Source organism: Vibrio sp. 811 (assembly GCF_033339195.1).
In genome coordinates this window covers 112,705-138,636 of the sequence record NZ_JAWOUB010000011.1, presented here as the reverse complement: position 1 = coordinate 138,636, position 25,932 = coordinate 112,705, and the positions used below count along the sequence as shown (strand labels likewise).

Annotated in this window: 24 protein-coding genes; 12 read left to right on the top strand and 12 right to left on the bottom strand. The window is 43.8% G+C overall.

Annotated elements, in window-relative coordinates:
• Window positions 1-60 precede the first annotated feature (60 nt).
• From R7Q46_RS16640 to R7Q46_RS16630, 3 genes are all read right to left on the bottom strand, one after another.
• Complete coding sequence (locus R7Q46_RS16640; protein ID WP_262647549.1) at window positions 61-915, bottom strand: co-chaperone YbbN; 855 nt, start codon at window positions 913-915, stop codon at window positions 61-63.
• A gap of 472 nt (window positions 916-1,387) precedes the next feature.
• Window positions 1,388-2,215: an SDR family oxidoreductase gene (locus tag R7Q46_RS16635; RefSeq protein ID WP_025766996.1), complete on the bottom strand. Its 828-nt coding sequence runs from the start codon at window positions 2,213-2,215 to the stop codon at window positions 1,388-1,390.
• Between the two features lie 44 nt (window positions 2,216-2,259).
• Entirely contained in the window at window positions 2,260-3,174 is a 915-nt protein-coding gene (locus R7Q46_RS16630) for a TIGR01777 family oxidoreductase (protein WP_025766995.1), read from the bottom strand.
• Window positions 3,175-3,429: 255 nt separating this feature from the next.
• Between R7Q46_RS16630 and R7Q46_RS16625 the strand changes: the two genes are divergently transcribed.
• The 6 genes from R7Q46_RS16625 to yfcE all read left to right on the top strand — a co-directional run bounded on the left by R7Q46_RS16625 (window position 3,430) and on the right by yfcE (window position 6,676).
• Complete coding sequence (locus R7Q46_RS16625) at window positions 3,430-4,164, top strand: DUF1538 domain-containing protein (protein ID WP_005382077.1); 735 nt, start codon at window positions 3,430-3,432, stop codon at window positions 4,162-4,164.
• Window positions 4,161-4,952, top strand: a complete 792-nt coding sequence (locus R7Q46_RS16620; RefSeq protein ID WP_262647550.1) for a DUF1538 domain-containing protein — start codon at window positions 4,161-4,163, stop codon at window positions 4,950-4,952. Before R7Q46_RS16625 ends, R7Q46_RS16620 begins: the two co-directional genes overlap by 4 nt.
• Window positions 4,942-5,292, top strand: coding sequence for a P-II family nitrogen regulator (locus tag R7Q46_RS16615; protein WP_005382084.1), 351 nt, complete (start codon window positions 4,942-4,944; stop codon window positions 5,290-5,292). The genes R7Q46_RS16620 and R7Q46_RS16615 overlap by 11 nt, the downstream gene beginning before the upstream one ends.
• Window positions 5,289-5,696, top strand: a complete 408-nt coding sequence (locus R7Q46_RS16610; RefSeq protein ID WP_005382085.1) for a CBS domain-containing protein — start codon at window positions 5,289-5,291, stop codon at window positions 5,694-5,696. The genes R7Q46_RS16615 and R7Q46_RS16610 overlap by 4 nt, the downstream gene beginning before the upstream one ends.
• A 149-nt stretch (window positions 5,697-5,845) precedes the next feature.
• The gene (locus tag R7Q46_RS16605) at window positions 5,846-6,055 is read left to right on the top strand and encodes a hypothetical protein (RefSeq protein WP_005382086.1); all 210 of its coding nucleotides are present in this window, start codon (window positions 5,846-5,848) and stop codon (window positions 6,053-6,055) included.
• Window positions 6,056-6,130: 75 nt separating this feature from the next.
• On the top strand, window positions 6,131-6,676 hold the full coding sequence (gene yfcE, locus R7Q46_RS16600) for a phosphodiesterase (RefSeq protein ID WP_005389637.1): 546 nt from the start codon (window positions 6,131-6,133) through the stop codon (window positions 6,674-6,676).
• A 39-nt stretch (window positions 6,677-6,715) separates the two neighbouring features.
• On the opposite strand, the gene R7Q46_RS16595 is transcribed toward yfcE, so the two are convergent.
• From R7Q46_RS16595 to R7Q46_RS16580, 4 genes are read right to left on the bottom strand one after another with little or no spacing between them, the layout of a single operon-like run.
• Window positions 6,716-6,994, bottom strand: a complete 279-nt coding sequence (locus tag R7Q46_RS16595) for a SelT/SelW/SelH family protein (protein ID WP_005382088.1) — start codon at window positions 6,992-6,994, stop codon at window positions 6,716-6,718.
• Window positions 6,995-7,015: 21 nt separating this feature from the next.
• Window positions 7,016-7,771 carry a sulfite exporter TauE/SafE family protein gene (locus R7Q46_RS16590; protein WP_047102891.1) on the bottom strand — a complete coding sequence of 252 codons (756 nt, stop codon included), beginning with the start codon at window positions 7,769-7,771 and terminating at the stop codon, window positions 7,016-7,018.
• A gap of 46 nt (window positions 7,772-7,817) precedes the next feature.
• Window positions 7,818-8,333 carry a transmembrane regulator ToxS gene (gene toxS / locus R7Q46_RS16585; RefSeq protein ID WP_005382091.1) on the bottom strand — a complete coding sequence of 172 codons (516 nt, stop codon included), beginning with the start codon at window positions 8,331-8,333 and terminating at the stop codon, window positions 7,818-7,820.
• An 11-nt stretch (window positions 8,334-8,344) separates the two neighbouring features.
• Window positions 8,345-9,223, bottom strand: coding sequence for a transcriptional regulator (locus R7Q46_RS16580; RefSeq protein ID WP_170897209.1), 879 nt, complete (start codon window positions 9,221-9,223; stop codon window positions 8,345-8,347).
• Window positions 9,224-9,494: 271 nt separating this feature from the next.
• On the opposite strand from R7Q46_RS16580, the gene htpG reads away from it, so the two are divergent.
• From htpG to hemH, 3 genes are all read left to right on the top strand, one after another.
• Window positions 9,495-11,399: a molecular chaperone HtpG gene (gene htpG / locus R7Q46_RS16575; RefSeq protein ID WP_318077622.1), complete on the top strand. Its 1,905-nt coding sequence runs from the start codon at window positions 9,495-9,497 to the stop codon at window positions 11,397-11,399.
• Window positions 11,400-11,719: 320 nt separating this feature from the next.
• Entirely contained in the window at window positions 11,720-12,364 is a 645-nt protein-coding gene (gene adk, locus R7Q46_RS16570) for an adenylate kinase (protein ID WP_005382094.1), read from the top strand.
• Between the two features lie 167 nt (window positions 12,365-12,531).
• Complete coding sequence (gene hemH, locus R7Q46_RS16565; RefSeq protein ID WP_005382095.1) at window positions 12,532-13,494, top strand: ferrochelatase; 963 nt, start codon at window positions 12,532-12,534, stop codon at window positions 13,492-13,494.
• 49 nt (window positions 13,495-13,543) lie between these two features.
• On the opposite strand, the gene R7Q46_RS16560 is transcribed toward hemH, so the two are convergent.
• Window positions 13,544-14,932: a peptide MFS transporter gene (locus tag R7Q46_RS16560; RefSeq protein ID WP_005382097.1), complete on the bottom strand. Its 1,389-nt coding sequence runs from the start codon at window positions 14,930-14,932 to the stop codon at window positions 13,544-13,546.
• Between the two features lie 333 nt (window positions 14,933-15,265).
• Between R7Q46_RS16560 and rfaH the strand changes: the two genes are divergently transcribed.
• Window positions 15,266-15,766, top strand: coding sequence for a transcription/translation regulatory transformer protein RfaH (gene rfaH / locus R7Q46_RS16555; protein ID WP_005382098.1), 501 nt, complete (start codon window positions 15,266-15,268; stop codon window positions 15,764-15,766).
• Window positions 15,767-15,881: 115 nt separating this feature from the next.
• On the opposite strand, the gene asnB is transcribed toward rfaH, so the two are convergent.
• The 4 genes from asnB to nagA all read right to left on the bottom strand — a co-directional run bounded on the left by asnB (window position 15,882) and on the right by nagA (window position 21,801).
• On the bottom strand, window positions 15,882-17,546 hold the full coding sequence (asnB, locus tag R7Q46_RS16550) for an asparagine synthase B (protein WP_005382100.1): 1,665 nt from the start codon (window positions 17,544-17,546) through the stop codon (window positions 15,882-15,884).
• A 230-nt stretch (window positions 17,547-17,776) separates the two neighbouring features.
• Entirely contained in the window at window positions 17,777-19,366 is a 1,590-nt protein-coding gene (locus tag R7Q46_RS16545; RefSeq protein WP_047102890.1) for a cation:proton antiporter family protein, read from the bottom strand.
• Window positions 19,367-19,447: 81 nt separating this feature from the next.
• A complete protein-coding gene (gene nagC / locus R7Q46_RS16540) occupies window positions 19,448-20,662 on the bottom strand; it encodes a DNA-binding transcriptional regulator NagC (protein ID WP_005382105.1) in 1,215 nt (404 codons plus the stop codon).
• 2 nt (window positions 20,663-20,664) lie between these two features.
• Entirely contained in the window at window positions 20,665-21,801 is a 1,137-nt protein-coding gene (nagA, locus tag R7Q46_RS16535) for an N-acetylglucosamine-6-phosphate deacetylase (protein ID WP_005384983.1), read from the bottom strand.
• Window positions 21,802-22,290: 489 nt separating this feature from the next.
• Between nagA and nagE the strand changes: the two genes are divergently transcribed.
• The gene (gene nagE, locus R7Q46_RS16530; RefSeq protein WP_005384985.1) at window positions 22,291-23,784 is read left to right on the top strand and encodes an N-acetylglucosamine-specific PTS transporter subunit IIBC; all 1,494 of its coding nucleotides are present in this window, start codon (window positions 22,291-22,293) and stop codon (window positions 23,782-23,784) included.
• 276 nt (window positions 23,785-24,060) lie between these two features.
• Window positions 24,061-25,731: a glutamine--tRNA ligase gene (gene glnS / locus R7Q46_RS16525; protein WP_318077620.1), complete on the top strand. Its 1,671-nt coding sequence runs from the start codon at window positions 24,061-24,063 to the stop codon at window positions 25,729-25,731.
• The last annotated feature ends 201 nt before the right edge of the window (window positions 25,732-25,932 follow it).

Sequence of the window (25,932 nt, the reverse complement as noted above, 5' to 3'; positions counted from 1 at the left end):
TATATGACAAAGGCCGGAAATCCCGGCCTTTGTTGTCTTATTCTTAGAAGAATGCGGCGCTTAGTACAAAATTGAGTAAAGCTGGCGACGATATTTGCTTGCTAATGCGTTACCTTGACCTAGCGCACTGAGAATATCCATAAAAGTCTTCTTCACGTCACCGTCTTGGGCGCCCAAGTCTTTATTAAGAATATTCCACAGCAGTTCCAACGCTTCTTCATCCCGACCAACTTGGTTGTATTGTACCGCCAATTCACAAGCGAGTTCGAAGTTTGCCATGTCTGCTGCGTATGCTTGTTCTAGTCGCTGTAACTCAGGGCTATCTGCAGCCTGCAAATGCAGCTCGAGCTTGGCTATTAGGCTCTTGTAGTAGTTATCTTGATACTCGAGAGGGATAGCGTTCAGTAGTTCTTGGGCAATATCAAATTGTTTGGTTTCTAGCAAACAATCAGCCATCGCGAGTTTCACATCACCACGCTCTTGCAGCTCTGGCGGCAAAGTGTGGATGATGCTCAAAGCCTGAGCATGCTCACCTTGCTGAAGAAGTTCACTGACTTGTTTTAATAGTTGTTCATCTGGGCTTGGCAAATGCTTTTGTAGCATGGTAGCAATGGCATCAATTGGTTGGGGGCCTCCCAGACCATCGACGGCTTGACCATTTATAAACAGCGCGATAGTTGGCAATACTTGCACGCCAAATTGAGACGCTAAAGCGGGCTGATCTTCACAATTTAGTAGAGCAAGCGTAAATGCACCGTTGTACTGTTGAGCAAGAGATTGCAACTCAGGGAGTATCTGTGCGCTTTCTGGCTGAGCGTTGGCCCAAAAGTGGATCAAAACGGGCGTGTTCATTGATCCTTCAAGCGTTTCGCGAAAGTTCTGTTCTGTTATCTCAACGATAAATGGGGATTGCATCAGAGTATCCTTGCCTTGTGTCTTGTCGTTGATATTAGATATGGAGTTGATTTAGGTGAAATTCAAGCGACATTCACCATCAATAATGAATCATTCTATTTTGAGAAAACGTGAGGTAATAGAGTGAGGTTATTGCTGCTCAGGTGTTAGATAAAAAGAAAACGCTGCCGAAGCAGCGCAATTCTAATGCTATTTGTTAGTGCGGTATCAAAATAGGATGAACATGGTCAACACTACACCCACACTAAGCCAGTTAAGCTGATTTAATGTCATTGTTGCCTCGCAGTAGTATAAACATTGCTACAAAACGTAATGGGTGGCGATACCAAATCTAAGCAACTCAATCACTTTGGGCGAAAGAATCCCCGCTGAATTGCGTAGAAATTGATTCGTTTAGTTGAGGTTTTTTTAACCTACATGTTCATAATGACATCACATTGTTACGGTGAAATTACATTTCGACAAAACTTTTTTATGCAGCCTGTCGCAAAATTTTATCAAGTACACGGGTTGGTAATAGTCTTTTCAAGACTGCGAATAATTTAGTCGGTGTAGTAATTCGATAACGAATTTTCGGTGAAACGCTAGTTAATGCATGAAGAACTGGTGCGATGCAAGACTCTGCAGGCAAAACAAATCGATTATTAGACTTGTCGTTGTTGAGTCGCTCTCTTTGTCCTTCATAAGCATGACGATGGGGGCTAGATTCAATATCAACCCACTTCTCAAAGGCTCGTAATGCATTGTTTCTAAATTGAGTTTCGATCGGTCCTGGTTCTATCAATGCCACTTTGATATTCGTATCCGCAAGCTCTAGCCTGAGCGTATCTGTCCAGCCTTCTAAGGCAAATTTTGATGCATTATAGGCACCACGGTATTTCATTGCGGCAAAACCAAGAACAGAGCTGTTTTGTATGATGCGTCCTTCGCCTTGCTGGCGCATATGGGGAAGCACTTCTCTGACCAACTGGTGCCAACCAAAAAAGTTGGTCTGAAATTGATCTTGAAGAGCCTCGGTGGGTAAGTCTTCCAGTGCTCCGGGCTGACCATAGGCACCATTATTGAACACTGCGTAAAGCTTACCTTCTGCTAACTCTAGCGCTTGCTTCACGCCCGAAGAAATGCTTTCTGGGCTATTTAGGTCTAGATTGATGCAGGTTAGCCCTTCATTAATTAGGCGCTGGACATCTTGTTCTTTCCTACAAGATGCAATGACATTAAATCCCTTGTTTTGTAGGGCGTGAGCGCACACGTAACCGATGCCGGTTGAACAACCCGTAATAAGAATCGACTTTTTCATAATTTAATTTAAGACTCAGAAACCTTGATTAGAGCCATCATTCATCAGCTCCGTTCATGAAGCAAGTGCTTGAGTGCTGGCTCTATTCTGGAGTAGCTAAATTTAAAGCCCAGTTCGGTGAGTTTTTTGGGTTTGGCTCTCATGCTATCGAACAATAAGCAGGAAGATTCTCCCATTAGGAGTTCCATCGCCCATTTAGGCGTGAACAAGATATGCGGACGTTTTAGCGTTTTAGCTAGTGTGCCGCTGAATATACGATTAGTCACAGGATGGGGGGCGCACATATTGAATGCACCGTGGGCATGTGGTGTTTCAAGCAAGTACATGATGGCGCGGACCATATCTAGGATGTGAATCCAAGGCATGTACTGATTACCGTTCCCAAGTGGGCCGCCTACGCCAAGCTTGTAAGGTAATAGCATCTTTGCCAACGCACCACCATTAAGGCCGAGTACCACGCCAGTTCTCATTAGACAAACCCGAGTTTGCTCCGACTCTGCGCGCTTGGCTATTTGCTCCCACTTTGCACAAACCTCGTGAGGAAAGTCGTCGCTATTAACATGTAAGCACTCATCAAACGGATGGTCTTGTTGATCACCATAGTAGCCAACTGCCGAGCCACTAATAAAAACAGAGGGAGGTTCGGTACTAGCGTGGATCAGCTCAACAATTTGTTCGGTAATTTTCCAACGACTTTTGCAGATTTTTTCTTTTTGCTCGCTGGTCCACCTTTTATCCGCAATAGGCTCACCTGCAAGATTAATGACGGCATCAACGTGATTGAGATCGGCGAACGACTCGAGCGAGTCAAGGTATTCGATATTACCCAGATCAGCATGCTGTAGGCGTTGTTTTGCTCGCTCTGGAGAGCGTGTAAGCAGCATAACCTGGTGAGTTGATAGCAGCTTGAGCAACTCCGAGCCAATAAACCCAGTGCCACCTGTGAGTAATATCTTCATGTTATCTCTTTGAATGTACACGTATTAGAACATTATAGTCGCTTTGTGCTTAGCTTGATCATCTCAACACCATTATTTCTGGGATAGTGACAAGCTGGCAGAGATACTATTAACTTCACATATTAGAAAATATGTAACTAAATGTTATAGATGGCGCTAGTGCATTCACGGTAGAAGAGTGAAATCTATGCCAGACTAGAAGTTATCGCTCATTGGAACGAGCGTAATCAGTTTGCACAATCAAGGAGGATAGGCATGGAAGCATTTGTTGCGCTTTTTCGAGCGCTCCTCAATAGTGCTCGTGACTTATTACCCATCATCATTGTTATCACTTTTTTCCAATTAGTCGTTTTGCAAGAGCCGCTGCCCAACCTGGTCTCCATTCTTTTTGGCTTGTTGCTTGTCGTTTTAGGATTAACCTTTTTTATCTTTGGCCTAGAACTTGGTCTTTTTCCTATCGGAGAGAGTATGGCTCAAGCCTTTGCAAAAAAAGGCAGCGTGTTTTGGTTATTAGTCTTTGCGTTTTGTTTGGGGTTTGGCACCACGATAGCTGAACCTGCATTAACCGCGGTAGCGGAAGAAGCCTCAGAAGTTGCGGCAGAGGGCGGAATGATCGCTAACTCAGAGCAGTCCATGCAGGATTACGGAGAAGGACTTCGAGTAACAGTAGCTCTCTCAGTGGGGATAGCCATCGTTATCGGCGTTTTGCGTATCTTAAAAGGGTGGCCGATTCATTACATGATCATTGGTGGCTACGTCGGCGTTGTAATACTGACGTGGTTTGCACCTGAAGCCATTATTGGCGTTGCTTACGATTCCGGAGGTGTAACCACGTCCACCATAACAGTACCTTTGGTCACTGCACTGGGTGTCGGTTTAGCGTCTTCTATTAAAGGGCGTAACCCTATGGTGGATGGCTTTGGTTTAATCGCTTTTGCCTCGCTGTTACCGATGATGTTTGTGATGGTTTACGGAATGGTCGTAACATGATTTCAATTGATCATTTCCTAGACACTTTATTATCGACCATTCGAGACGTCGTTCCCATCGCCAGCATTATTTTTGGTTTTCAGTTAGCGGTGTTAAGGCGTCCTGTTAGCAACCTTAAGAAAGTTTTGCTTGGGTTCGTTTATGTGATTCTCGGGCTAGCTCTTTTTTTACTTGGATTAGAAATGGCGTTGTTTCCACTTGGGGAGACGATGGCTGTGCAATTAACGGAGCCGGAGTTTTTACAAGAGTTCAAAGTATCTGTAGGGAAAGCCTTAATGTGGGTCGACTACTATTGGGTTTACACCTTCGCCTTTTTTATAGGCTTTAGTACCACGATTGCAGAGCCTTCTTTAATCGCTGTAGCGATAAAAGCAAGCCAAGTCTCTGGAGGAAGTATCAGTATTAACGGCTTGCGCGTAGCCGTTGCGTTTGGGGTGGCAATTGGTATTGCATTAGGTAGTTACCGGATTGTCGTGGGCGATCCCATTCATTATTACATCATCGCGGGTTACATCGTCGTTGTGATTCAAACGTTTTACGCTCCTAAGCTTATTGTTCCACTCGCCTACGATTCTGGAGGCGTAACAACTTCTACCGTCACTGTCCCACTTGTAACTGCATTAGGGTTAGGGCTTGCTTCGACCGTCCCTGGAAGAAACCCAATGATTGATGGCTTTGGCTTGATCGCGTTTGCCAGTCTATTTCCTATGATCTCTGTGATGGGCTATGCGCAAATAACCCAGTGGCTGAATAAAAACGTCTCGGAGGAAGAAGAAAATGCGCTTTAAATTGATACTTGCGTTTGTTGAAGACAGCAAAACAGACAAGGTGTTGGACGCTGCACGCGATGCTGGTGCGACCGGTGCTACAGTGATTAACAATGCTCGCGGGCAAGGTTTAAATCAAAAGCGAACGTTTTTTGGTTTAACGCTAGAAGTGCAAAAAGATGTGCTGCTGTTTGTAGTCGAGGAACATCTTTCTCGACACATATTAGAAACCATTAATGAGGTTGGTGAATTCGACAGAGAGTCGGGGCAGGGCATTGCTATTCAGATCGATATTGAAGATGCAGTCGGTGTCGCGCATCAAGTCGAGACATTGACCAAAGTAGTCGAGGATGAATTATGAGTGATCAAACGATAATTAGAGTTCGAGATGTTATGGCGGCAACATATGTGATGGTTGATGGACTGATGACCGTATACGAAGGCATAACGCTAGCGAAAAAATACCAAGTCAAAGCGCTGGTGGTGAAAAAGCGAGATGATAATGATGAATATGGCATCGTGTTGATGAATGATATCGCCAAAAAGGTGCTGGCGAATAATCGTTCTCCTCAGCGCACAAATATTTATGAAATCATGACCAAGCCCGCTTTGTGTGTCGAACCAGATATGAACGTAAAATATTGTGCCCGTTTGTTTGAGCGATTTGGCATAAGCAGAGCGCCGGTCATTGAAAGTGGCGAGGTCATTGGGATGGTGAGTTATAACAATATTGTCATCAATGGTATGGTGCGAGAAGAAGTGTAATAGGTTGATATAAATGAAAAATCAACGAATTTTTTCTCAAGTCAGCGACTGTTACAAAGAACTAAAATATTTAATATATGTTAGGTTGCATATGTGTTAATTCACCATTATTCTTTGCGCCCTAAGCCTAATGTCGAGGAATCTGTATCATGCCTTTAGTCTCTTGCCCCGTGTGTGAGAAACAAATCTCAAAACGCGCTCATGCATGTCCAGGATGCGGAGAGCCCGATCCGCTGCACCATCTAGCCAAATCAAAATTTATGTCGATGGTGTTTTGGATACTGGTGTTGGTTGGAACAGCGTATGCAGCATGGTTCTATGTTTTGCCTATGGTCATTGAATCATTGCGCTATCAGTAGTATTCAAACCGTCGTAGGTTGAGCTGCTAAAAAAATGCCGTAGAATGACCTCATACTTTTTGAGGAGATGATGTCGTGAAACTATTTTTTGCCTCAGACCTGCATGGCTCTTTGCCAGCAACTAAAGAAACCATTGATCTATTTTTGGCCTCTGGTGCGCACCACCTGATTTTGCTAGGAGATACGCTAAACCATGGGCCGCGAAACCCTATTCCAGAAGGCTACAACCCTCCACAGGTAGCAGACTTATTGAACCAATACAGTGATCAAATTATTTCTGTACGTGGCAACTGTGATAGTGAAGTGGACCAAATGCTATTGAAGTTTCCAATGATGATGGATTACTCATGGGTGCTACTTGAATCTGGCAAGAGAATCTTTTTGACTCATGGTCACTTGTACAACTCTGAAAAACGGCCGCCACTGCGTGAAGGTGATATCATCGCCCACGGTCATACACATGTTCCCGTCGCAGAGATGCAAGACGGAGCCATTATATTCAACCCAGGCTCGATGACATTCCCACGTAATGGCTTACCGAGAAGCTTTGGTACTCTAGAAGACAATAAGCTAACGGTAAAAACGCCAGAAGGCGAAGTATTAGCACAAACCATGATTTAACGGTTTTACTAAGTAAAAAAATAGGGAGCGAATTGCTCCCTATTTTGTGTCTGAATGTCCTAAATCGCGTTCTGGGTCGATAATGTCTCTAACGCGCTGTTTTAGCACCTTGGCTTCAGGAAAGCCGCTGTCTTTTTTCCGTTCCCAAATTTGTTGGCCATTACAGAAAATTTCGAAGCGACCACCTGTGTCTGGGTGTAAGCTGATTGTTTCTATTTCTTCGCTAAAAGTATGCAGTAATTCTTGCGATAGCCAAGTTGAACGCAACATCCAGTTGCACTGGCGGCAGTAATAAATATCAATGATTGCTTTATCCATGAAACTTTCCTTTTAATCTTTTTAAACCAGCAACTTGATGCCCACGGCAAACGTGAGAATTTCGAATGCAACTTTAATCACTCTGTTACTGTATCGAGTCGCGGCCCATGCGCCTAAACTGCCGCCTAGAAATGAGCTTAACAATAAAACAGGTAACCAAGCCCAGTGAATAGGCGCCCCTGCCTGTACGACGGCAATGCCTCCAATGCCATTCCAAAACAGGCCGACACAAATCATGGTGTAAGCAACGGCTTGTTTGTAGTCGTAACCAAACCAGCGCACCAAAAATAGTGTCACGAGCAAACCAGAACCTGCGGTAAGAGATCCGTTAATGATGCCGATAAACAGTAAGCCAATTCCACCAATAACCCAACCGATAGGATGACGGTTACGTATTACTTCAGCTTGGCCTAGCGATGTCTTAAATCGCGAGTAGATACCTAGCGCTAGGATCATCGTGCCGAGCATCTTTTCCGCGATACCATCAGGGATCTGTACAATTAAGTTAGCCCCTAAAATCACGCCAATACTACCGGACAAGATAAGGTAGAGCGCGATTTTCCATTTAATAGTGCCTGATCTCAAATGCGTGCTTGCTGCGCCTAAGCCTAAAGCGACCGAAGCCACCTTATGTGTGCCTAGCGCAACGGAGAACGGTAAGCCGAGAAAGATGAGTAAAGGGAATTGAAGCAAGCCTGCTCCGCCACCGGAAAGTGAAGCCAGCGTGTTGGCGATTAGTGAACCGAAAAAGAGAGTAGTGGTATCTAGCCAATCCATAAGCAAAACAAAGGGGGCGTCTTGCCCCCTTATCATCCAATCAAAATTAGTTTTTAAACAGTACCGAAGAACCGTGGTTCAAGCTAGTGAGCAAGAGTGTTTTTTCGTTCACGACGTCAATACGACGACTTTGCTCCGCATCTAGCTTAAAAATTTGAGTAATCAAACGTAGCTGTGCTTCGGAAAAGTCTTTTGATTGAGAAGATGAAATATCTTTAAACTCCGAAGGCGAGACCAACAAATAGTTGTCACTTACTTCCCAGCGGCCTTTTTCCGAGATATTTATCGTTGATTCTGCGGTTGAACCTTGAGCGAATAGTTTTATATTTGCTACGCGAATATAGTCACCATTAGGGAGATATTTCACGTTTGATTCAACATTAACTCGGCGTAGTGGGCCGACAGTATCGTCAGGCAAGCTGTCTGTAATGACTGTCACCATGGTCGACTGCCATTCGTTTGCTGTGAGGAGCTGCTCCACTTTTAGGTCACTTCCCCAATACAACCAACTACTGAAAAGAACGGATACGGCCAAAACCGCAGATGCTAATTTAATCTTCATATTGGCCTCCTTTATTTGCAGATGTCTGTTGGATCGTTTTGACCTGCGAAAATACGCAGTGTTACGTTCTCGTAAGAGTGGTTACTGTCATGAATGTAGTTCAGAATCAGCTGGTTATTTTGTCCGCCAGTGGCAATCACTTCCACTGGCAACGAGTCTTCTGCATGGTGCTTCACGTAGCGCTCAATGCATTGCTCTATTGAGGGCAACCAGTTGTTGATTTGAGGGTGATTTACAGGTGTCATCACCGGTACACTTTGATACTCACCAATCTGACGGAATTGGGATTCCGCTGGGTTCGTGAATAACAATACGCAAACAGGAAGCAGCAGAGATAAAAAGATAATGACACGCGGTAGCCAGTTAATCGTGTTAGATGCTGGCTTCGGCTGAGTTTTAGTCGGCTCTACTTGAGGCTCAAGATCAGCAGTAGTATCGGTCACTATCTCTGTTGGTGGTGTATCGCTCGCTTCTAACTCCACTGCTGGCGCTTCGTGTTCAGAAGCGCTTTCTTCAACGTCAGTGTTAGAGTCAGTAGAAAATGGGCTCAAGCGTTCCACTGAACAAATGAGTTGGTAGCCACGTTTAGGTACCGTTTTAACAAACTCTGGAGATTTTGTTGAATCCTTCAACATCTTACGCAGAGTAGAAATCGCTTGAGTCAGGCTTGAGTCATCCACCTCAAAACCTTGCTCACGCCAAACAAACTCGTGAAGCTCGTTACGGGTTAAAACTTCGTTTGGTCTCTCTGCCAACATCAGAAGTATACGGCTTTCGTTGCTTCCTAATCGTACAACGTCGTTGCCGTTTTGTTGGTCAGCGAGCGAATTACTATTTGGATCAAAGGTGAACCTTTGAGCAAGTAGAAATTTGGTGCCAATGTTAGTCATTTAGTTCTTCTTAGATGGATGATGTTGTAATTATGGTGATTTATGTCACAAAATTACCGGGGCGCTTGGAGTGCGCACGACATTTTAGATGCTTTTAGACGGGTAGGATAATTAAAATTTTCTAAAAAAACACCGTTTTTAGCAATATTGACCTTGAATTTACATTTGTCAGCCACATGTTAAATGACATCTCGGTAAGGTGATTTCAAGGGGAAAGTCAAAAACTTGTCCCTATGAAAAAGCCAATTAGTTTAGATGTTATGGAGCACACATGAGCGAAACCGTATCTCAAAATAAAGAAACTCGTGGTTTTCAATCAGAAGTAAAACAACTACTGCATTTAATGATCCATTCTCTTTATTCAAATAAAGAGATCTTTTTGCGCGAGCTGATCTCTAACGCATCAGATGCATCAGACAAACTGCGCTTTCAGGCGTTATCTAACCCAGATCTATACGAAGGTAATGCAGACCTTTGCGTGAAACTGTCGTTTGATGAAAGCGCAAATACCTTAACCATTTCTGATAACGGTATCGGTATGAGCCGTGATGATGTGATTGAGCACTTAGGAACAATCGCAAAATCTGGTACAGCTGAGTTTTTCTCAAAGCTATCTGAAGAGCAGAGCAAAGACTCTCAGCTTATTGGTCAGTTTGGTGTTGGTTTCTACTCGGCATTTATCGTTGCTGACGCCGTTACCGTGCGCACTCGCGCTGCGGGTCTAGCCGCTGATGAAGCGGTACAATGGCACTCAGCGGGTGAAGGTGAGTACACCATCGAAAACATTACCAAAGAGTCACGTGGTACCGACATCATTCTTCATATGCGTGAAGAGGGTAAAGAGTTTTTGAATGAGTGGCGTCTACGTGACGTTATCAGTAAGTACTCTGATCACATCGGCATTCCTGTTTCAATCCAAACTGTCGTTCGTGATGACGAAGGCAAGGAAACAGATGAGAAGAAGTGGGAGCAAATCAACAAAGCCCAAGCACTGTGGACGCGTAACAAATCTGATATTTCAGAAGAAGAGTATCAAGAGTTCTACAAACACGTATCACATGACTTTGCCGATCCCTTGGTCTGGAGTCATAACCGTGTAGAAGGTAAAAACGACTACACGAGCTTACTATACATCCCATCGAAAGCACCTTGGGATATGATGAACCGCGACCACAAATCAGGCTTGAAACTGTACGTACAGCGCGTATTCATTATGGACGATGCAGAGCAATTTATGCCGTCATACTTACGCTTCGTACGTGGTTTAATAGACTCAAACGATTTACCGCTAAACGTATCGCGTGAGATTTTACAAGACAATAAAGTGACTCAGTCTCTACGTAATGCTTGTACTAAGCGCGTGCTAACGATGCTCGAGCGTATGGCCAAGAATGACGAAGAGAAATACCAATCATTCTGGAAAGAGTTTGGTCTTGTGATGAAAGAGGGCCCTGCGGAGGACTTTGCAAACAAAGAGAAAGTTGCAGGTTTATTGCGCTTTGCTTCAACTGAAGTGGATTCTTCTGAGCAAACTGTGGGCTTGGCGTCTTACGTTGAGCGCATGAAAAAAGGTCAAGATAAGATCTACTACTTGACGGCAGACAGCTATGCAGCTGCGAAAAACAGCCCTCACTTAGAACTGTTCAAAGCGAAAGGCATTGAAGTTATCTTGATGTACGACCGCATTGATGAGTGGCTGATGAACTACTTAACTGAGTTTGATGGTAAACAGTTCCAGTCAATCACTAAGGCTGGGCTTGATCTAAGTCAGTTTGAAGATGAAGCAGAAAAAGAGAAGCAAAAAGAAACCGAAGAAGAGTTTAAGTCGGTTGTAGAGCGCACGAAGTCTTACCTAGGCGATCGTGTGAAAGAAGTTCGTACGACCTTCAAACTCGCATCCACGCCTGCTGTTGTGGTAACGGACGATTACGAAATGGGCACTCAAATGGCGAAGCTTCTTGCGGCAGCTGGTCAAGCTGTACCGGAAGTGAAATACATCTTTGAGCTAAACCCTGAGCACGAATTGGTTAAGCGTATGGCTGACGAAGCCGATGAAGAAGCGTTTGGTCGCTGGGTTGAAGTTCTGCTTGGTCAGGCAATGCTAGCGGAGCGAGGCTCTATTGAGGATCCAACAGAGTTCTTAGGAGCCGTTAATCAACTTTTGACTAAGGTGTAATAACCTCTGCAAATCAAAAAGCTCGCATTTCGCGAGCTTTTTGTTTGTTGTCGCAAAATTTTGCATCTCAAGTGCTGAGTTAATAATCAATAGGGCGTGAAAGAGGGTACTGTTAACATTCTTTAGTCTTAATACACTCTTTGCTCAGAGAACCTGTGATAGAATCTGCGACTTGAATGTGAGTAATAAGGCGTGTATTTTTGCTCGCCTATATACGTTATACCGAAACTTATCGTTGCAGGTGCTTCTCAGGTTTGATGTCTAAGAGGTCAGCTATTGTGAGCTTCGGTATAAATCTTAAATATTAAAGAGGATAAATCATGCGCATCATTCTTCTAGGTGCTCCAGGTGCAGGTAAAGGCACACAAGCAAACTTCATCATGGAAAAATACGGTATTCCACAAATCTCTACTGGTGATATGCTTCGTGCTGCTATCAAAGCAGGTACAGAGCTTGGTAAACAAGCTAAAGCTGTTATTGACGCTGGTCAGCTAGTTTCTGATGAAATCATCCTTGGTCTTATCAAAGAGCGCATCGCTCAAGAAGACTGTGCAAACGGTTTCCTACTAGATGGTTTCCCACGTACTATCCCTCAAGCTGACGGCCTAAAAGAAATGGGCGTAGACGTAGACTACGTTATCGAATTTGACGTTGCAGACGATGTGATTGTTGAGCGTATGGCTGGTCGTCGTGCTCACCTTCCTTCTGGTCGTACTTACCACGTGGTTTACAACCCGCCTAAAGTGGAAGGTAAAGATGATGTAACTGGTGAAGATCTTGTTGTTCGTGATGATGACAAAGAAGAAACAGTACGTGCTCGTCTAGGTGTTTACCACGAGCAAACTGCACCGCTAATCAACTACTACGGCAAAGAAGCTGAAGCAGGCAAGACTAAGTATCTTAAGTTTGATGGTACTAAGCAAGTAGCTGAAGTTAGTGCGGATATCGAGAAAGCACTATCTTAATTTGCTGAAGTCAAAAATTTAATATTTTGATATATTGAAAGCGGCCCAAGTGGTCGCTTTTTTTAGTTTACTCGTAAACATATATCTAATTAACTTCAGCTCGGCTATTCGTTACTTCGAGGTTACTTAAATATATGAACCAAGCCGTTTACCATGAATAGGATGTTATGAAAGAGAATAATAAACAGGGTGTACTCCTAGTTAACCTGGGAACTCCTGACGCACCAACCGCTCCTGCCGTAAAGCGTTTTTTAAGTCAGTTTCTTCATGATCACCGAGTGGTAGACATGACTCGATGGCTTTGGTGTCCACTATTGCACGGCGTTATCCTTCCTATCCGAGCTCCTAAAGTTGCCAAACTCTATCAATCAGTATGGATGGAAGAGGGCTCGCCGTTGATGGTGTACTCTAAACGCCAAACTGAAAAGTTAGCACAAAAGCTTGATATACCTGTAGAGCTTGGTATGACGTATGGTAACCCAAGTTTACAATCAGGCTTTGAAGCCCTATTGGCGCAAGGCGTTGATGAAGTCATTGTTTTACCGTTGTATCCGCAATACTCGGGAACAACAACGGCAGCGGTTTCTGACGGAATCACTAAAGCATTTAAAAACCTGCCTGTGATGCCAAGCTTTAGCTTTATTCGTGATTATTACAATCACCCGAAATATATTGAAGCGTTAGCGCATTCAGTTCGTGAACATTGGCAAAAGAATGGTCAGGGAGATTACCTGCTGTGTTCTTATCATGGTATTCCAAAACGCTATGCTGACAATGGTGATGTTTACCCACAGCATTGTGAAGAGACGACTCGCTTGCTTGGGGAAGCGTTAGGTTTAAGTGAACAACAAATTGGCATGACGTATCAGTCCCGATTTGGGAGAGAAGAGTGGCTTCAACCTTATACCGATAAGACCCTAGAGGCACTTCCTGCAAAGGGTGTGAAAAATATTAATGTTGTGACCCCTGCATTTTCTTCAGATTGTTTAGAGACGTTGGAAGAGATCTCGGAAGAGTGTAAAGAGATTTTCCTTGAAGCAGGTGGTGAAAACTTTACCTACATCCCTTGTTTGAACGATAGTGAACTTCATATCGAGATGATGGTTGAGTTAGTTAAATCTAAACTTTAGATACAAAAAAGGGTCGCAATAGCGACCCTTTCTACGTTTAGTTGAGCGATCAAGCGACTTGTACTTGCTGCTCTTCTACTTGCTCTGCCGTGCTGTGCGTATTTTCAGCGCCATGCATCCAGCGAACGAGTGTATTAGAGAACAGGAGCAAGATTACGCCACTTACGGTTGCGCTGACCGCAATACCACTAAAGATAGCCATAGCGCCTAACTCGCCTACGTGAGAACCCACATAGCCCGCAACATAGTTAGCAATCGCATTACAGCCAAACCATGCACCCATCATAAGTGAAGCTAAGCGAAGCGGTGCTAATTTAGTCACCAATGAAAGACCAATTGGAGATAAACACAGCTCGCCTAATGTGTGGAAGAAGAAAGCGCCGACCAACCATAACATCGATGTTTTTACTGTTGTATCTCCACCTTGTTCTAGCACTGCGCCAACCATACAAAGGAAACCAATCGCCAAGAAAAATAGTGCCATCGCAAATTTCACTGGCGAAGTAGGTTCACGTTTACCCAATTTTACCCAAAGGACAGCCAGAACTGGCGCTAGAGTAATAATGAAAAATGGGTTTAGTGATTGGAACCACGCAGCAGGAACTTCGAAACCACCAATCATGCGATCAGTATATTGTTGAGTGTAGATGTTCATCAGGCCACCAGCTTGTTCAAAGCCTGCCCAGAAGACAATAGTGAATAAGCTCATGACCAGAATTACTTTTAGTCGATTCACTTCTTCTTTGGTGAGTGGCTGCTTCGTGGTGGCGTTTTTGTTGTTTAGATCTCGTTTCGCCGCTGGTTCGCGACCAATATCACCAAGCCATGATTGAGCCAGTACCATTTGCATCACTAGGCTAACCAGCATACCCACACCAGCGGCAACAAAGCCAGCTTTCCAACCGTAAGAGGTTGTCACAGAGCCAGAAACGACGCCGGCAAGTAATGCACCTAAGTTGATACCCATATAAAAGATAGTGAATGCGCCGTCACGACGGTTGTCACCTTCTTGATAAAGGTCGCCAACCATGGTTGAGATATTTGGCTTAAAGAGACCGTTACCAGTGATAAGTAGGCCAAGACCTAAATAGAAACTGTGTAGCGAACCAATACCTAAAGCATCAGCAGGAAGTGCAAGAGTAAACTGGCCGATGGCCATTAACGCGCCACCAAGCAAAATTGAGCGACGTTGACCTAAATAGTTATCTGCTAGGTAACCACCGATAAGAGGCGTGATATACACAAGCCCTGTGTATATGCCGTATAGGTCTAATGCGTCTTTGGTTGACCAGCCAAGGCCGCCATTCATTGTTGTATCAGTAAGGTAAAGCACGAGAATGGCACGCATTGCGTAGTAAGAAAAGCGTTCCCACAGTTCTGTACCGAACAATAAGAACAGGCCACGTGGATGACCAAAATATTGATGTTGGTTTGACATAAGCTCTTCTAATAATAGTTATTACATTTTTTAACGACTTCTACGTATACAATGCAATTCAACGAGTGACAAATAATAAAATTTTGCCATTCGACTATTTTTGTTTGTTAAGTGGCTGTTTTTGATTGAATTTGCAGATTATATGATGGTGTATTGGTTGTGTTACAAACTTAATTTCCATTTTTGCATATGGACTTCTTTATCGTAAGTTGCTGAAAAATGTCGTTAATGCGAGCGATGTATAATCATACTTTTATAGATAAACTGAATATCAATGACTCAACTTTGGCTTAATGCTAGGATAAAAACAAAATAGAATTGGCTAGTAAAAAGATGAAACGTTGGTATCTACTTTATTGTAAACGTGGGGAGCAGGTTAGGGCGAAACAACACCTTGAAAATCAAGGTGTAGAGTGCTTTTATCCAACTGTAGAAGTTGAGAAGATTTTGCGCGGGAAAAGACAAAAAGTCGAGGAACCGCTGTTTCCTTGTTACGTATTCGCTTACTTTGATTATGAGCAAGGGCCAAACTTCACTTCAGTCCGCTCTACTCGAGGTGTTGTTGACTTTGTGCGTTTTGGTGCTCAACCGAAAGAAGTTCAAGGTGACTTGGTCTTCGAATTGATGCAGCTAGAAAAGTGTTGTAATGACAATACCGTTTCTGAATGCATGCCAAAACCAGGCGATCAAATTAGAGTTAAAAGCGGTCAATTTGCGGGCATAGATGCCATCTTCCAAGAACAAGATGGTGAGAAACGCTCAATTATGCTAGTTCAGATGATCACCAAGCGTGTGCCTGTAAGCATAGACAATAGTGATTTAGATTTAAAATAGCCTAATTCCATCAAACATAAAAAGAGGTGCAAAAGCACCTCTTTTTGATCGTATCTAATTTTCTGTCTGTTTTAAAAGGGTTGGACGAACCGACCCTTATCTTTATCGTAGAGAATTAGTATGAATCGTTGTGAACGGTCTGTACTGCACGACCTGATGGGTCAACACAGTTTTGGAACGATTCATCCCATTCAATCGCCTTCGCTGAAGAACACGCTACTGAAGGGCCTCCTGGTACACACTCTGCTGCTGATGGAAGTGGGAATAACTCTTCAAAGATTTCACGGTACACGTAGCCTTCTTTTGTCGTTGGCGTGTTGTATGGGAATCGATATTGAGCTGTTTCCATCTGCTGATCTGTCACTTTCTGTTCTGCTACTTCTTTCAGCGTATCGATCCAGCTGTAGCCAACGCCATCAGAGAACTGCTCTTTTTGACGCCATGCGATCGATTCTGGCAGGTAGTGCTCGAAGCACTCACGAAGGATGTGCTTCTCCATTTTACCGTTGCCACACATCTTGTCCGCTGGGTTCAAGCGCATTGCTACATCAATGAACTCTTTATCTAGGAAAGGTACGCGTCCTTCAACTCCCCATGCTGCCAGCGACTTGTTAGCACGAGCACAGTCGAACATGTTCAGAGCAAGCAGTTTACGCACTGTCTCCTCGTGGAACTCTTTCGCGTTTGGCGCCTTGTGGAAGTAAAGGTAGCCACCAAAGATTTCGTCAGCGCCCTCACCAGACAATACCATCTTGATACCCATCGCTTTGATCTTACGACCCATTAAGAACATAGGTGTTGATGCGCGGATAGTCGTCACGTCATACGTTTCAATGTGGTAAATCACGTCACGAATCGCGTCCAAACCTTCTTGAATCGTGTACGTCATTTCGTGGTGAACGGTACCAATTTGGTCGGCAACTTCGCGAGCGGCTTTCAGGTCAGGCGCGCCTTCTAGGCCAACAGCAAAAGAGTGCAGTTGAGGCCACCAAGCTTCAGACTTTTCATCATCTTCAATACGCATCGCTGCAAAGCGTTTTGCTACCGCAGATGTAATAGAAGAATCTAGACCACCTGAAAGAAGCACACCGTAAGGCACGTCAGTCATTAGTTGGCGTTTAACAGCCGCTTCTAGCGCTTCCGTCAATTCTTCTTTGCTAGTGCTGTTACCTTGTACTGCTGCGTACTCGTTCCAGTCACGAACATAGTAACGTGTTGGCTGAGTATCTTTAGAGCTGTAGTAGCTACCAGGAGGGAATTCACTTACTGTTTTACATACTGGAACAAGAGCCTTCATCTCTGATGCCACATAGTAGTTACCATGCTCATCGTGACCTTGATAAAGAGGGATAATACCAATATGGTCACGGCCGACTAAATACTCATCTTTTTCTTCGTCGTAGAGCACAAAAGCGAAAATACCGTTTAGTTCTTCAAGGAGATCTGCACCCATATCTTGGTAAAGTGCAAGAATGACTTCACAGTCTGAATCGGTTTGAAATTCGTACTTTCCTTCGTAACGAGCACGAATTTCTTTATGGTTGTAGATTTCACCATTGACGGCAAGGATGAGCTTCTTATCAGGGCTGTATAGCGGCTGTGCACCACTATTTAGACCAACAATCGCCAAGCGCTCGTGCGCTAAAATAGCACGCTCTGAAGAGTAAATCCCAGACCAGTCTGGGCCACGGTGACGAAGTTTTTTCGACATCTCTAATGCGATAGGGCGCAATGCGGCTGCATCGCTTTTAATGTCTAAAATGCCAAATACTGAACACATACTACATCCTTACTAAACTAAACAATTTCTAATCGGTATGGTTTAAATTTGCCATTACTAATAAAAAAAGCAACGTTTTGTGATTAAAAAAATGATAAAAGGCCTTGTTGTATGGAAAATATTTAACTAAACCGTTGTTTTGGTGAATGAGATCAAGGTTTGGTATAAAAACTGTACAAAAAAGGCTTTCTATCAATAGAAAGCCTTTCGAAAAATATCAGTGCTGTTGCTTATTTAATTGGTGTGAATTTAGGCTGAAGTTGTTTACAGACGTGTCGAGCAAAACCGCTACCAGCTTCACTATAAATATTGAATGCTGCGTCAACGCCATTTTCAAGTAAGCCTTCCAATTGATCTGGGTATTCGGCGATAGCGGCAATTTGCCCCTTATATTTTCTGCGTTTAAGCTGCTCAAGTGCTGTTTGGTTACCTTGATGATGTGGCATTGCAAGCAGAACCAGTTTTACATGACCTGTATCTAAAATTCGCTCCCAGAAATCCGGGTCGGTGGCATCACCAGAAATCACATTTCTTCCCTCTGAACGATGATGATGTGCAGCGTCTTCACGAATTTCTATACCCAATGAAATTTTGCCATAGCGTGAACGTAGCTCATCATAAGCGCCGGTTCCAATACGCCCCATACCTAAGATCAATACTTGGGCATGACCTGGGTTGATGAGTTGGTCGCGTTGATTGAGCTTTTCTACCGCTGTCTCTTGCAGCCACTTACCTGAATGTTGATAAATTTTATGGCTAAGGCGGTTAAGTGGCGCGGAAATTACAAAGGATACCGACACCGCAACCGCAATCGCAGCAAGCATATCACTTGGCATCCAGCCCATTTTATAGGCCAACCCTGCAACAATAAGACCAAACTCACTGTAGTTAAATAGTGATAAAGAGGCGAGCAAAGAGGTACGTACTCGAAACTTAAAATGATTAATAGTGACGAAGTACAAGAGTCCTTTGATTGGTAGCAGTAAGATAAATAGCAGGGCGAGAACGACGCCATTCACGCTCAATGAGGCGGATAAACCAATGTTTAAAAAGAAGCAGACTAAAAAGAGCTCCTTCATATTGAATAATGACTTGGATAGTTCTGAGGCTTTTGGGTGACCTGCGAGTAGCATGCCTAAAATTAGCGCGCCCAAGTCTGGTTTCATCCCGACCAACTCGAATAGCCCAGCACCGATAACAAGCGCGAAGAAAATACCGAATAGCACTAGCATTTCGCCGTGGCCAACTTTATCGAGCAGCTTATAGAATAGAGGACGAAGGAAAGGCAGTGCGAACAAACCGATGGCATACCATTCTGGGACTTTTCCGGTTGAAGCAGTCAGGAATACTACGGCAAAAATATCTTGCATAACCAAGATACCGATCGCGAGTGTGCCGTAGGTCGCGTTCATTTCGCCTTTTTCTTGCAATGCTTTTACGGCAAAAACGGTACTAGAGAACGATAGTGCAAAAGCTAAAAGCAGGATTTGGCTGCCGTCCATACTGGCTAGCGAAGTCAAGCCCAGTAGTTTTAAGCCGGATAACGCTAGGGCAAAAAAAGCGGTAGAGAGTATGTTGTGGGCGGTTGCCCCTCCCCATATTTCTTTGGACAGCAGGGTTTTTACATCGAGTTTGAGTCCAATAGTAAACAGAAGAAGAGTAACACCAAGATCTGCGAGAGTGACGATAACGTCATTGCTTTGGTAACCAAATGCATGCAAGCCAAATCCAGCTAGTAGAAAACCAACGAGGGGAGGGAGGCTGCATTTAAGCGCAATAAAACCAGCTAAAAAAGCGGCTGTAATTAGAATAATTTCCATACTGTTAAGCTGTATTCCTGATATACAAAAACGGGCTGTGAAAACACAGCCCGAGATTGTAACTCAATTGGTTGTATAAACTTAGTCTTCCAGTAACTTTTGTAACAAAACTCCGTTCAGCATAGCGCGTTTAATCATCGCAAATGCGCCCATCGTTGGCTGCTTATCAATGTGAGAAGCCACGATAGGGAGGTCGTTATGGAAAGTTTTAAGAGATTGATTCTCTACATTGCGTTGAATTGCAGGGAAAACAATATCTTGTGCTGCAGTAATATCGCCAGCAATTACAATTTTCTGTGGATTAAATAAGTTAACCGTAATCGCAATCGCTTTACCTAGCTGGTTGCCCACTCGCACTAAACTCTGTTTCGCAAGTTCATCACCATTCATTGCGTGCTGACATACCGCTTCAATTGTGATGTTTTCAAGGTCGGTTAAGCTTGATTCGTATCCTTGAGTAATCAGTTGCTTCACTCGTTGAATAATCGCTGGGTTTGCAGCTACGGTTTCTAAACAGCCAAAGTTTCCACATTGGCATTGCTCACCAAGCGGGTCAATTTGGATATGACCAATTTCACCGACGTTGCGGTTAAAACCAAGAAAAACCTGGCCGTTAACGATAATACCTGCGCCAGTACCGCGGTGGACGCTAACCAAAATAGAATCCTGGCAGTCTTGGCTTGCTCCAAAGTAGTGCTCAGCCAACGCCATGCCACGTACGTCGTTGCCAACAAAGCATGCTGTATTAAACTTCTCTCCAACAATTTCACCGAGAGCAAGATTATCGATATCGGTATTAGGCATGTATTCGACCACGCCAGTTGTTGGGTTAACAAGGCCCGGTAAAGTGATGCCGATAGCGATGAGTTGATCAATTTTGTCTTCGCAACGGCTTACGAAATCTTTTAATAAATCGATAAGTCCTGCGATTAAGTCTGCTTGGTTAGTGTAGTGCAGTTCATGCTGATCTTCTGCCAGCGCGGTGCCACCTAAATCGTATAAACTGAACTGTACGTAATCTCGACCTAAGCGAACGGCAATCGAATGAAAAGGTTTGACTTCAGTAGTCAAAGAGATCGCACGACGACCACCAGTTGAAGCTTGTTGGGCGACCTCCTTAATAAGGCCGCGCTCTAAAAGTTGGCGGGTTATTTTGGTAACACTAGCAGGCGCGAGCTGACTCACGTCCGCGACTTGAATACGGGAGATAGGACCTTGCTGATCAATCAGCCTATATACCGCAGCGCTGTTAAGCTGTTTTACTAAATCTACATTACCAATCTGTCCGCCATTCATGCTTAATTTTGCTCGTATTGTCCGTTAACAACCGTCGCTTTTACTTTAAAGTCACGATCGAAAATAGTCAGGTTTGCAACCATCCCTTTTCGAACTCGGCCAAGGCGATCCTCAACACCAATTGCTGTTGCTGGGTATAACGTGGCCATTCGTAGAGCTTCGTCTAAAGCGATCCCCGCGTGCTCAACTGAATTCTGAACTGCTTCAATCATTGTCAAAGCTGAGCCGCCTAGCGTGCCATTTTCATCAACACACTTACCATCTCGGTAATATACTTTCTTACCGACAAAAATAAAGTGATCAATGTTAGCACCTGCTGGAGCTGTGGCATCCGTCACCAAAACAAGCTTTTCACCTTTGATTTTATGAGCAATTCGGATGTTTGCGTAGTCGACGTGAAAACCATCAGCAATAATGCCAGCATATACGTCAGGAGTATCGTAAATTGCACCAACAACTCCTGGTTCACGACCAACCATTGGTGTCATTGCATTAAAGAGGTGTGTAGCAAAAGTAATGCCTGCTTCAAAGCTTTTACGTGCTTCGGCGTAGGTTGCATTTGTGTGGCCAATTGAAACCACGATGCCAGCAGCCTTTAATCGCGCAATATGCTCTGGGTCGTTATGCTCAGGTGCTAGTGTTACTTTCGCTACGATATCGGCGTTTGCGCAGATAAGGTCGATCATGCTTTCGTCTGATGGGCGAATAAAATCGACGTTATGGATGCCTTTTTTCGCGACGTTAAGGTAAGGACCTTCGAGGTGTAAACCAAGCGATTGATTTTGATACTTGTTGTGGTACTCACGAGCTGCGGCAATTGCAGTTCGCATATCTTCATCAGATGACGTAATGAGTGTTGGCAGGAAGCTAGTACAGCCAGATTTGAGGTTTGCCTGGTGCATGATTTGCATGGTTTCAGGGGTAATTGCATCGTTTAGCATTACACCGCCACAACCGTTCAACTGCAGATCGATAAAGCCTGGACTTAGATTAGCGCCTGCAAGGTCTTTTACTTCGATGCTTTGAGGTAGCTCAGAAACCGGCACAATAGATTGAATAAGATCGTTTTCGATGATGACCGCATGATCGGTAAGAACATCACTACCGGTATAAATTTTACAGTTACTTAGCGCGTACATAGTCAGCTAGTCCTTATAGATGAGAATTCAATTTCTATATCGTTATCTAAGTAGAGACTGCTTCAGTCATATGGGTACTTAGTTTGTATCACTGAATTAGATAACGAGTCACATACAGCAAGTCGCGTTTTATCGATGTTATTGTCATAGTAACTAACTGAAAAGTAATAATTGTATGGTTTTTTATGATTCTTTTTCAGAGCAAAGTTACAGTGATTTACCCGCCTAGATACCAAAATAACACTGATTCTGCCTTGCATAAAGTGCGAGAATATTATCTTTAAAACGCCATTTTTTCGTATAATAAAATAAGTTTTATGATCTCGCTAGCAAAAACCTTCCGAAAGGGCAAATTGTGGTGATTATGATCACAAACGGTGAGCTTTTAATTTGCGGAGCAAAATTAATATCATAAACTTAGGATGACTAAATTGGACGGCTGAAATAAGTCATTCAACATAACATCTAATCCTATAGGGGGAACTTAAGGTGAACATTCTCGGATACTTCCAGAAGGTGGGTAAGGCGCTTATGGTGCCGGTTGCCACACTTCCTGCAGCAGCAATACTCATGGGTATTGGCTACTGGATCGACCCAAATGGCTGGGGCGCAAACAGTGCACTTGCTGCATTTCTTATTAAAGCTGGTGCAGCGATCATTGACAATATGTCAGTATTGTTCGCTGTTGGTGTTGCTTACGGAATGTCTAAAGACAAAGATGGCGCCGCTGCACTTTCAGGTTTCGTGGGCTTCTTAGTTGTCACAACGCTTTTGGCCCCTGGTGCAGTATCACAAATTCAAGGCATTGACCCAAGTGAAGTACCTGCTGCATTTGGTAAAATCAATAACCAGTTCGTCGGTATCTTGGTTGGTATTGTTTCTGCTGAGTTGTACAACCGTTTTTCTCACGTAGAGCTGCACAAAGCACTGGCGTTTTTCTCTGGCAAGCGTCTTGTACCGATCCTAACGTCTTTTGCTGGTATCGTTATTGCGTTCATCCTGATGTACGTTTGGCCATCAGTTTACGGCGGTCTGGTAAGTTTTGGTGAAAGCATTCAAGGTATGGGTGAAGCAGGTGCAGGTGTTTACGCATTCTTCAACCGTCTTCTAATTCCTGTTGGTCTGCACCATGCACTAAACTCAGTGTTCTGGTTTGATGTTGCTGGTATTAATGACATTCCAAACTTCCTTGGCGGTGCGAAATCATTAGCTGAAGGCACGGCAACGGTAGGTGTTACGGGGATGTACCAAGCGGGCTTCTTCCCAATCATGATGTTTGGTTTACCAGGCGCTGCTCTAGCGATGTACCATACTGCGAAATCAAAGAATAAAGAGAAAGTGGCATCTATCATGATTGCAGCTGCGTTTGCTTCATTCTTTACAGGTGTAACAGAACCACTTGAATTTGCATTCATGTTCCTTGCTCCAGGACTGTACGTTCTTCACGCAGCGCTGACTGGTCTATCAGTTTATATCGCGGCATCAATGCAGTGGATTGCAGGTTTCGGTTTCTCTGCTGGTTTAGTCGACTTAGTATTGTCGACTCGTAACCCGCTAGCGGTAAACTGGTACATGCTCATTGTACAAGGTCTTGGTTTCTTTGCGGTTTACTACTTCGTGTTCCGTACCGTGATTGTTAAGTTTGGCCTTAAAACACCGGGACGTGAAGATGATGAAGAAGCTTCATCTAACGTGGCTGGATCAAGCAATTCTTCAGAGCTTGCTCGTCAGTACTTGAAAGCACTTGGCGGTCATGACAACCTAAGTTCTATCGATGCCTGTATTACTCGTTTGCGCCTTTCTGTGAAAGATATGAGCGTTATCAATGAGAAAACTCTGAAAGATCTTGGAGCTATGGGAGTTGTGAAGCTAGGTACAAACAACCTACAAGTTATCCTTGGTCCACTAGCAGAGATTGTTGCTGGTGAGATGAAGAATGTATCTAAAGATGAAGACTTAAGTGGTGTTCAGCTACCAGCTTAACTGTTTAATAGTGGTGTGATTGTTTGTTATTGGTATTGCAAACAATTGATACTACAACATCGCAAAAGGCCTCCGCAGGAGGCCTTTTTTCGTTTAGGCCCTTTGAATCTGCTTTGCTTTCACGCTAACTCGATAAATATTGTCGTTTTAGAGCGAGTTCTTGTTGTCTAATTGCTTAGAATTGTGGATCATTAGGAACAATGTACTCTGTGAAACCATACTTGGATACAGGGTTCCGTTTTCTCTGACAATACTAATATTTTTGAGGTGCTATAGATGAGTGAAGCTGATGCTCGTCCATCAAACTTTATTCGCCAGATCATTGATAAAGATCTAGCGGATGGTAAACACACTAGCGTGCATACTCGATTCCCGCCGGAGCCAAATGGCTACCTGCATATCGGTCATGCTAAGTCTATCTGTTTGAACTTCGGTATTGCTCAGGACTACCAGGGTCAATGTAATCTGCGTTTCGACGATACAAACCCTGAAAAAGAAGACATCGAATACGTTGAGTCTATCAAGAAAGATGTAAACTGGTTGGGCTTTGAGTGGAGTGGTGAAGTATGTTACTCATCAAACTACTTCGATAAGCTTTACGAATATGCAATTGAATTGATTAACAAAGGCTTAGCGTACGTAGATGAGCTAAGTCCAGAGCAAATTCGTGAATACCGCGGCACACTAAAGGCGCCAGGTAAACCAAGTCCATACCGTGACCGTTCTGTTGAAGAGAACTTGGCGTTGTTTGAAAAAATGCGCGCTGGTGAATTTGAAGAAGGTAAAGCGTGTCTTCGTGCTAAAATCGACATGGATTCTTCATTCATGGTCATGCGCGATCCAGTTTTATACCGAGTGCGTTTTGCTACGCACCACCAAACTGGTGATAAGTGGTGCATTTACCCAATGTACGACTTTACGCACTGTATTTCTGATGCATTAGAAGGCATTACGCACTCTATTTGTACGCTTGAATTCATGGATAACCGTCGTCTGTACGATTGGGTTCTAGACAACATCACGATCGAAAGCCGTCCACATCAATACGAGTTCAGTCGTTTAAACCTTGAATACACAGTGATGTCTAAGCGTAAGCTTAACCAGCTAGTTACTGAAAAACTGGTTAATGGTTGGGATGATCCACGTATGCCGACTGTCTCAGGTCTGCGTCGTCGTGGCTTCACACCTGCATCTATTCGTGAGTTTTGTAAGCGTATTGGTGTAACGAAGCAAGAAAATATGATCGAGTTTAGTTCATTAGAATCTTGTATTCGTGATGACCTAAACGAGAACGCTCCGCGTGCAATGGCTGTACTGGATCCTGTTAAAGTTGTTATCGAAAACTTTGAAGCAGGCGCAGTAGAAAACTTGACAGTTGCCAACCACCCAAATAAACCTGAAATGGGCGTGCGTGAAGTGCCATTCACGCGTGAATTGTGGATTGAGCGTGAAGACTTCCGTGAAGAAGCGAACAAAAAGTACAAGCGTTTAGTGCTAGGTAAAGAAGTTCGTTTACGTGGTGCTTACGTGATCAAAGCTGAGCGCGTTGAAAAAGATGCCGAAGGCAACATCACAACGATCTTCTGTTCTTACGATGCAGATACGCTAGGTAAAAACCCAGCAGATGGTCGTAAAGTGAAAGGCGTTATTCATTGGGTGTCAGCTGATAAAGCTCTTCCAGCGGAAATTCGTCTGTACGATCGTTTATTTACGGTGCCAAACCCAGGCGCAGCGGAAGATTTTGCTTCTACTATCAACCCTGAATCATTAGTTGTGATCAATGGCTTCGTCGAGCCTAGCCTAGCTTCCGCAGAAGCAGAAAAAGGTTACCAGTTTGAACGTATGGGTTACTTCTGTGCAGACTCGAAAGACTCTTCAGCAGATAATCTAGTATTCAACCGCACGGTTGGTCTACGTGATACCTGGGCAAAAATTGAGAATCAATAATCTCAATTAATGCTGAGAACGATGAAAAAATGCCAGCAAACGCTGGCATTTTTTATACCTAATCCCACAGAGTGCTATATAGATGTGCAAAACTGTGGAGAAAAAAGATGGGTGTTTAGTAGCTTTTGTTCTGTAACCAAAGTACTGACGTCTAAGGTTCTGACTTCTAGAAACAAAAAACGCCAGCATGTGCTGACGTTT

Bases quoted from the DNA above. Each gene is read 5' to 3' on its own strand.
- toxS (WP_005382091.1), bottom strand. From the start codon at position 8,333: ATGAAGATTAAATTAGCATCTGCGGTTTTGGCCGTATCCGTTCTTTTC.
- R7Q46_RS16620 (WP_262647550.1), top strand. From the start codon at position 4,161: ATGATTTCAATTGATCATTTCCTAGACACTTTATTATCGACCATTCGA.
- R7Q46_RS16630 (WP_025766995.1), bottom strand. From the start codon at position 3,174: ATGAAGATATTACTCACAGGTGGCACTGGGTTTATTGGCTCGGAGTTG.
- R7Q46_RS16595 (WP_005382088.1), bottom strand. From the start codon at position 6,994: ATGGATAAAGCAATCATTGATATTTATTACTGCCGCCAGTGCAACTGG.
- nagA (WP_005384983.1), bottom strand. From the start codon at position 21,801: ATGTACGCGCTAAGTAACTGTAAAATTTATACCGGTAGTGATGTTCTT.
- R7Q46_RS16580 (WP_170897209.1), bottom strand. From the start codon at position 9,223: ATGACTAACATTGGCACCAAATTTCTACTTGCTCAAAGGTTCACCTTT.
- adk (WP_005382094.1), top strand. From the start codon at position 11,720: ATGCGCATCATTCTTCTAGGTGCTCCAGGTGCAGGTAAAGGCACACAA.
- hemH (WP_005382095.1), top strand. From the start codon at position 12,532: ATGAAAGAGAATAATAAACAGGGTGTACTCCTAGTTAACCTGGGAACT.
- R7Q46_RS16560 (WP_005382097.1), bottom strand. From the start codon at position 14,932: ATGTCAAACCAACATCAATATTTTGGTCATCCACGTGGCCTGTTCTTA.
- asnB (WP_005382100.1), bottom strand. From the start codon at position 17,546: ATGTGTTCAGTATTTGGCATTTTAGACATTAAAAGCGATGCAGCCGCA.
- R7Q46_RS16615 (WP_005382084.1), top strand. From the start codon at position 4,942: ATGCGCTTTAAATTGATACTTGCGTTTGTTGAAGACAGCAAAACAGAC.
- glnS (WP_318077620.1), top strand. From the start codon at position 24,061: ATGAGTGAAGCTGATGCTCGTCCATCAAACTTTATTCGCCAGATCATT.
- htpG (WP_318077622.1), top strand. From the start codon at position 9,495: ATGAGCGAAACCGTATCTCAAAATAAAGAAACTCGTGGTTTTCAATCA.
- nagC (WP_005382105.1), bottom strand. From the start codon at position 20,662: ATGAATGGCGGACAGATTGGTAATGTAGATTTAGTAAAACAGCTTAAC.
- R7Q46_RS16610 (WP_005382085.1), top strand. From the start codon at position 5,289: ATGAGTGATCAAACGATAATTAGAGTTCGAGATGTTATGGCGGCAACA.
- R7Q46_RS16625 (WP_005382077.1), top strand. From the start codon at position 3,430: ATGGAAGCATTTGTTGCGCTTTTTCGAGCGCTCCTCAATAGTGCTCGT.
- R7Q46_RS16605 (WP_005382086.1), top strand. From the start codon at position 5,846: ATGCCTTTAGTCTCTTGCCCCGTGTGTGAGAAACAAATCTCAAAACGC.
- R7Q46_RS16590 (WP_047102891.1), bottom strand. From the start codon at position 7,771: ATGGATTGGCTAGATACCACTACTCTCTTTTTCGGTTCACTAATCGCC.
- R7Q46_RS16635 (WP_025766996.1), bottom strand. From the start codon at position 2,215: ATGAAAAAGTCGATTCTTATTACGGGTTGTTCAACCGGCATCGGTTAC.
- rfaH (WP_005382098.1), top strand. From the start codon at position 15,266: ATGAAACGTTGGTATCTACTTTATTGTAAACGTGGGGAGCAGGTTAGG.
- R7Q46_RS16545 (WP_047102890.1), bottom strand. From the start codon at position 19,366: ATGGAAATTATTCTAATTACAGCCGCTTTTTTAGCTGGTTTTATTGCG.
- R7Q46_RS16640 (WP_262647549.1), bottom strand. From the start codon at position 915: ATGCAATCCCCATTTATCGTTGAGATAACAGAACAGAACTTTCGCGAA.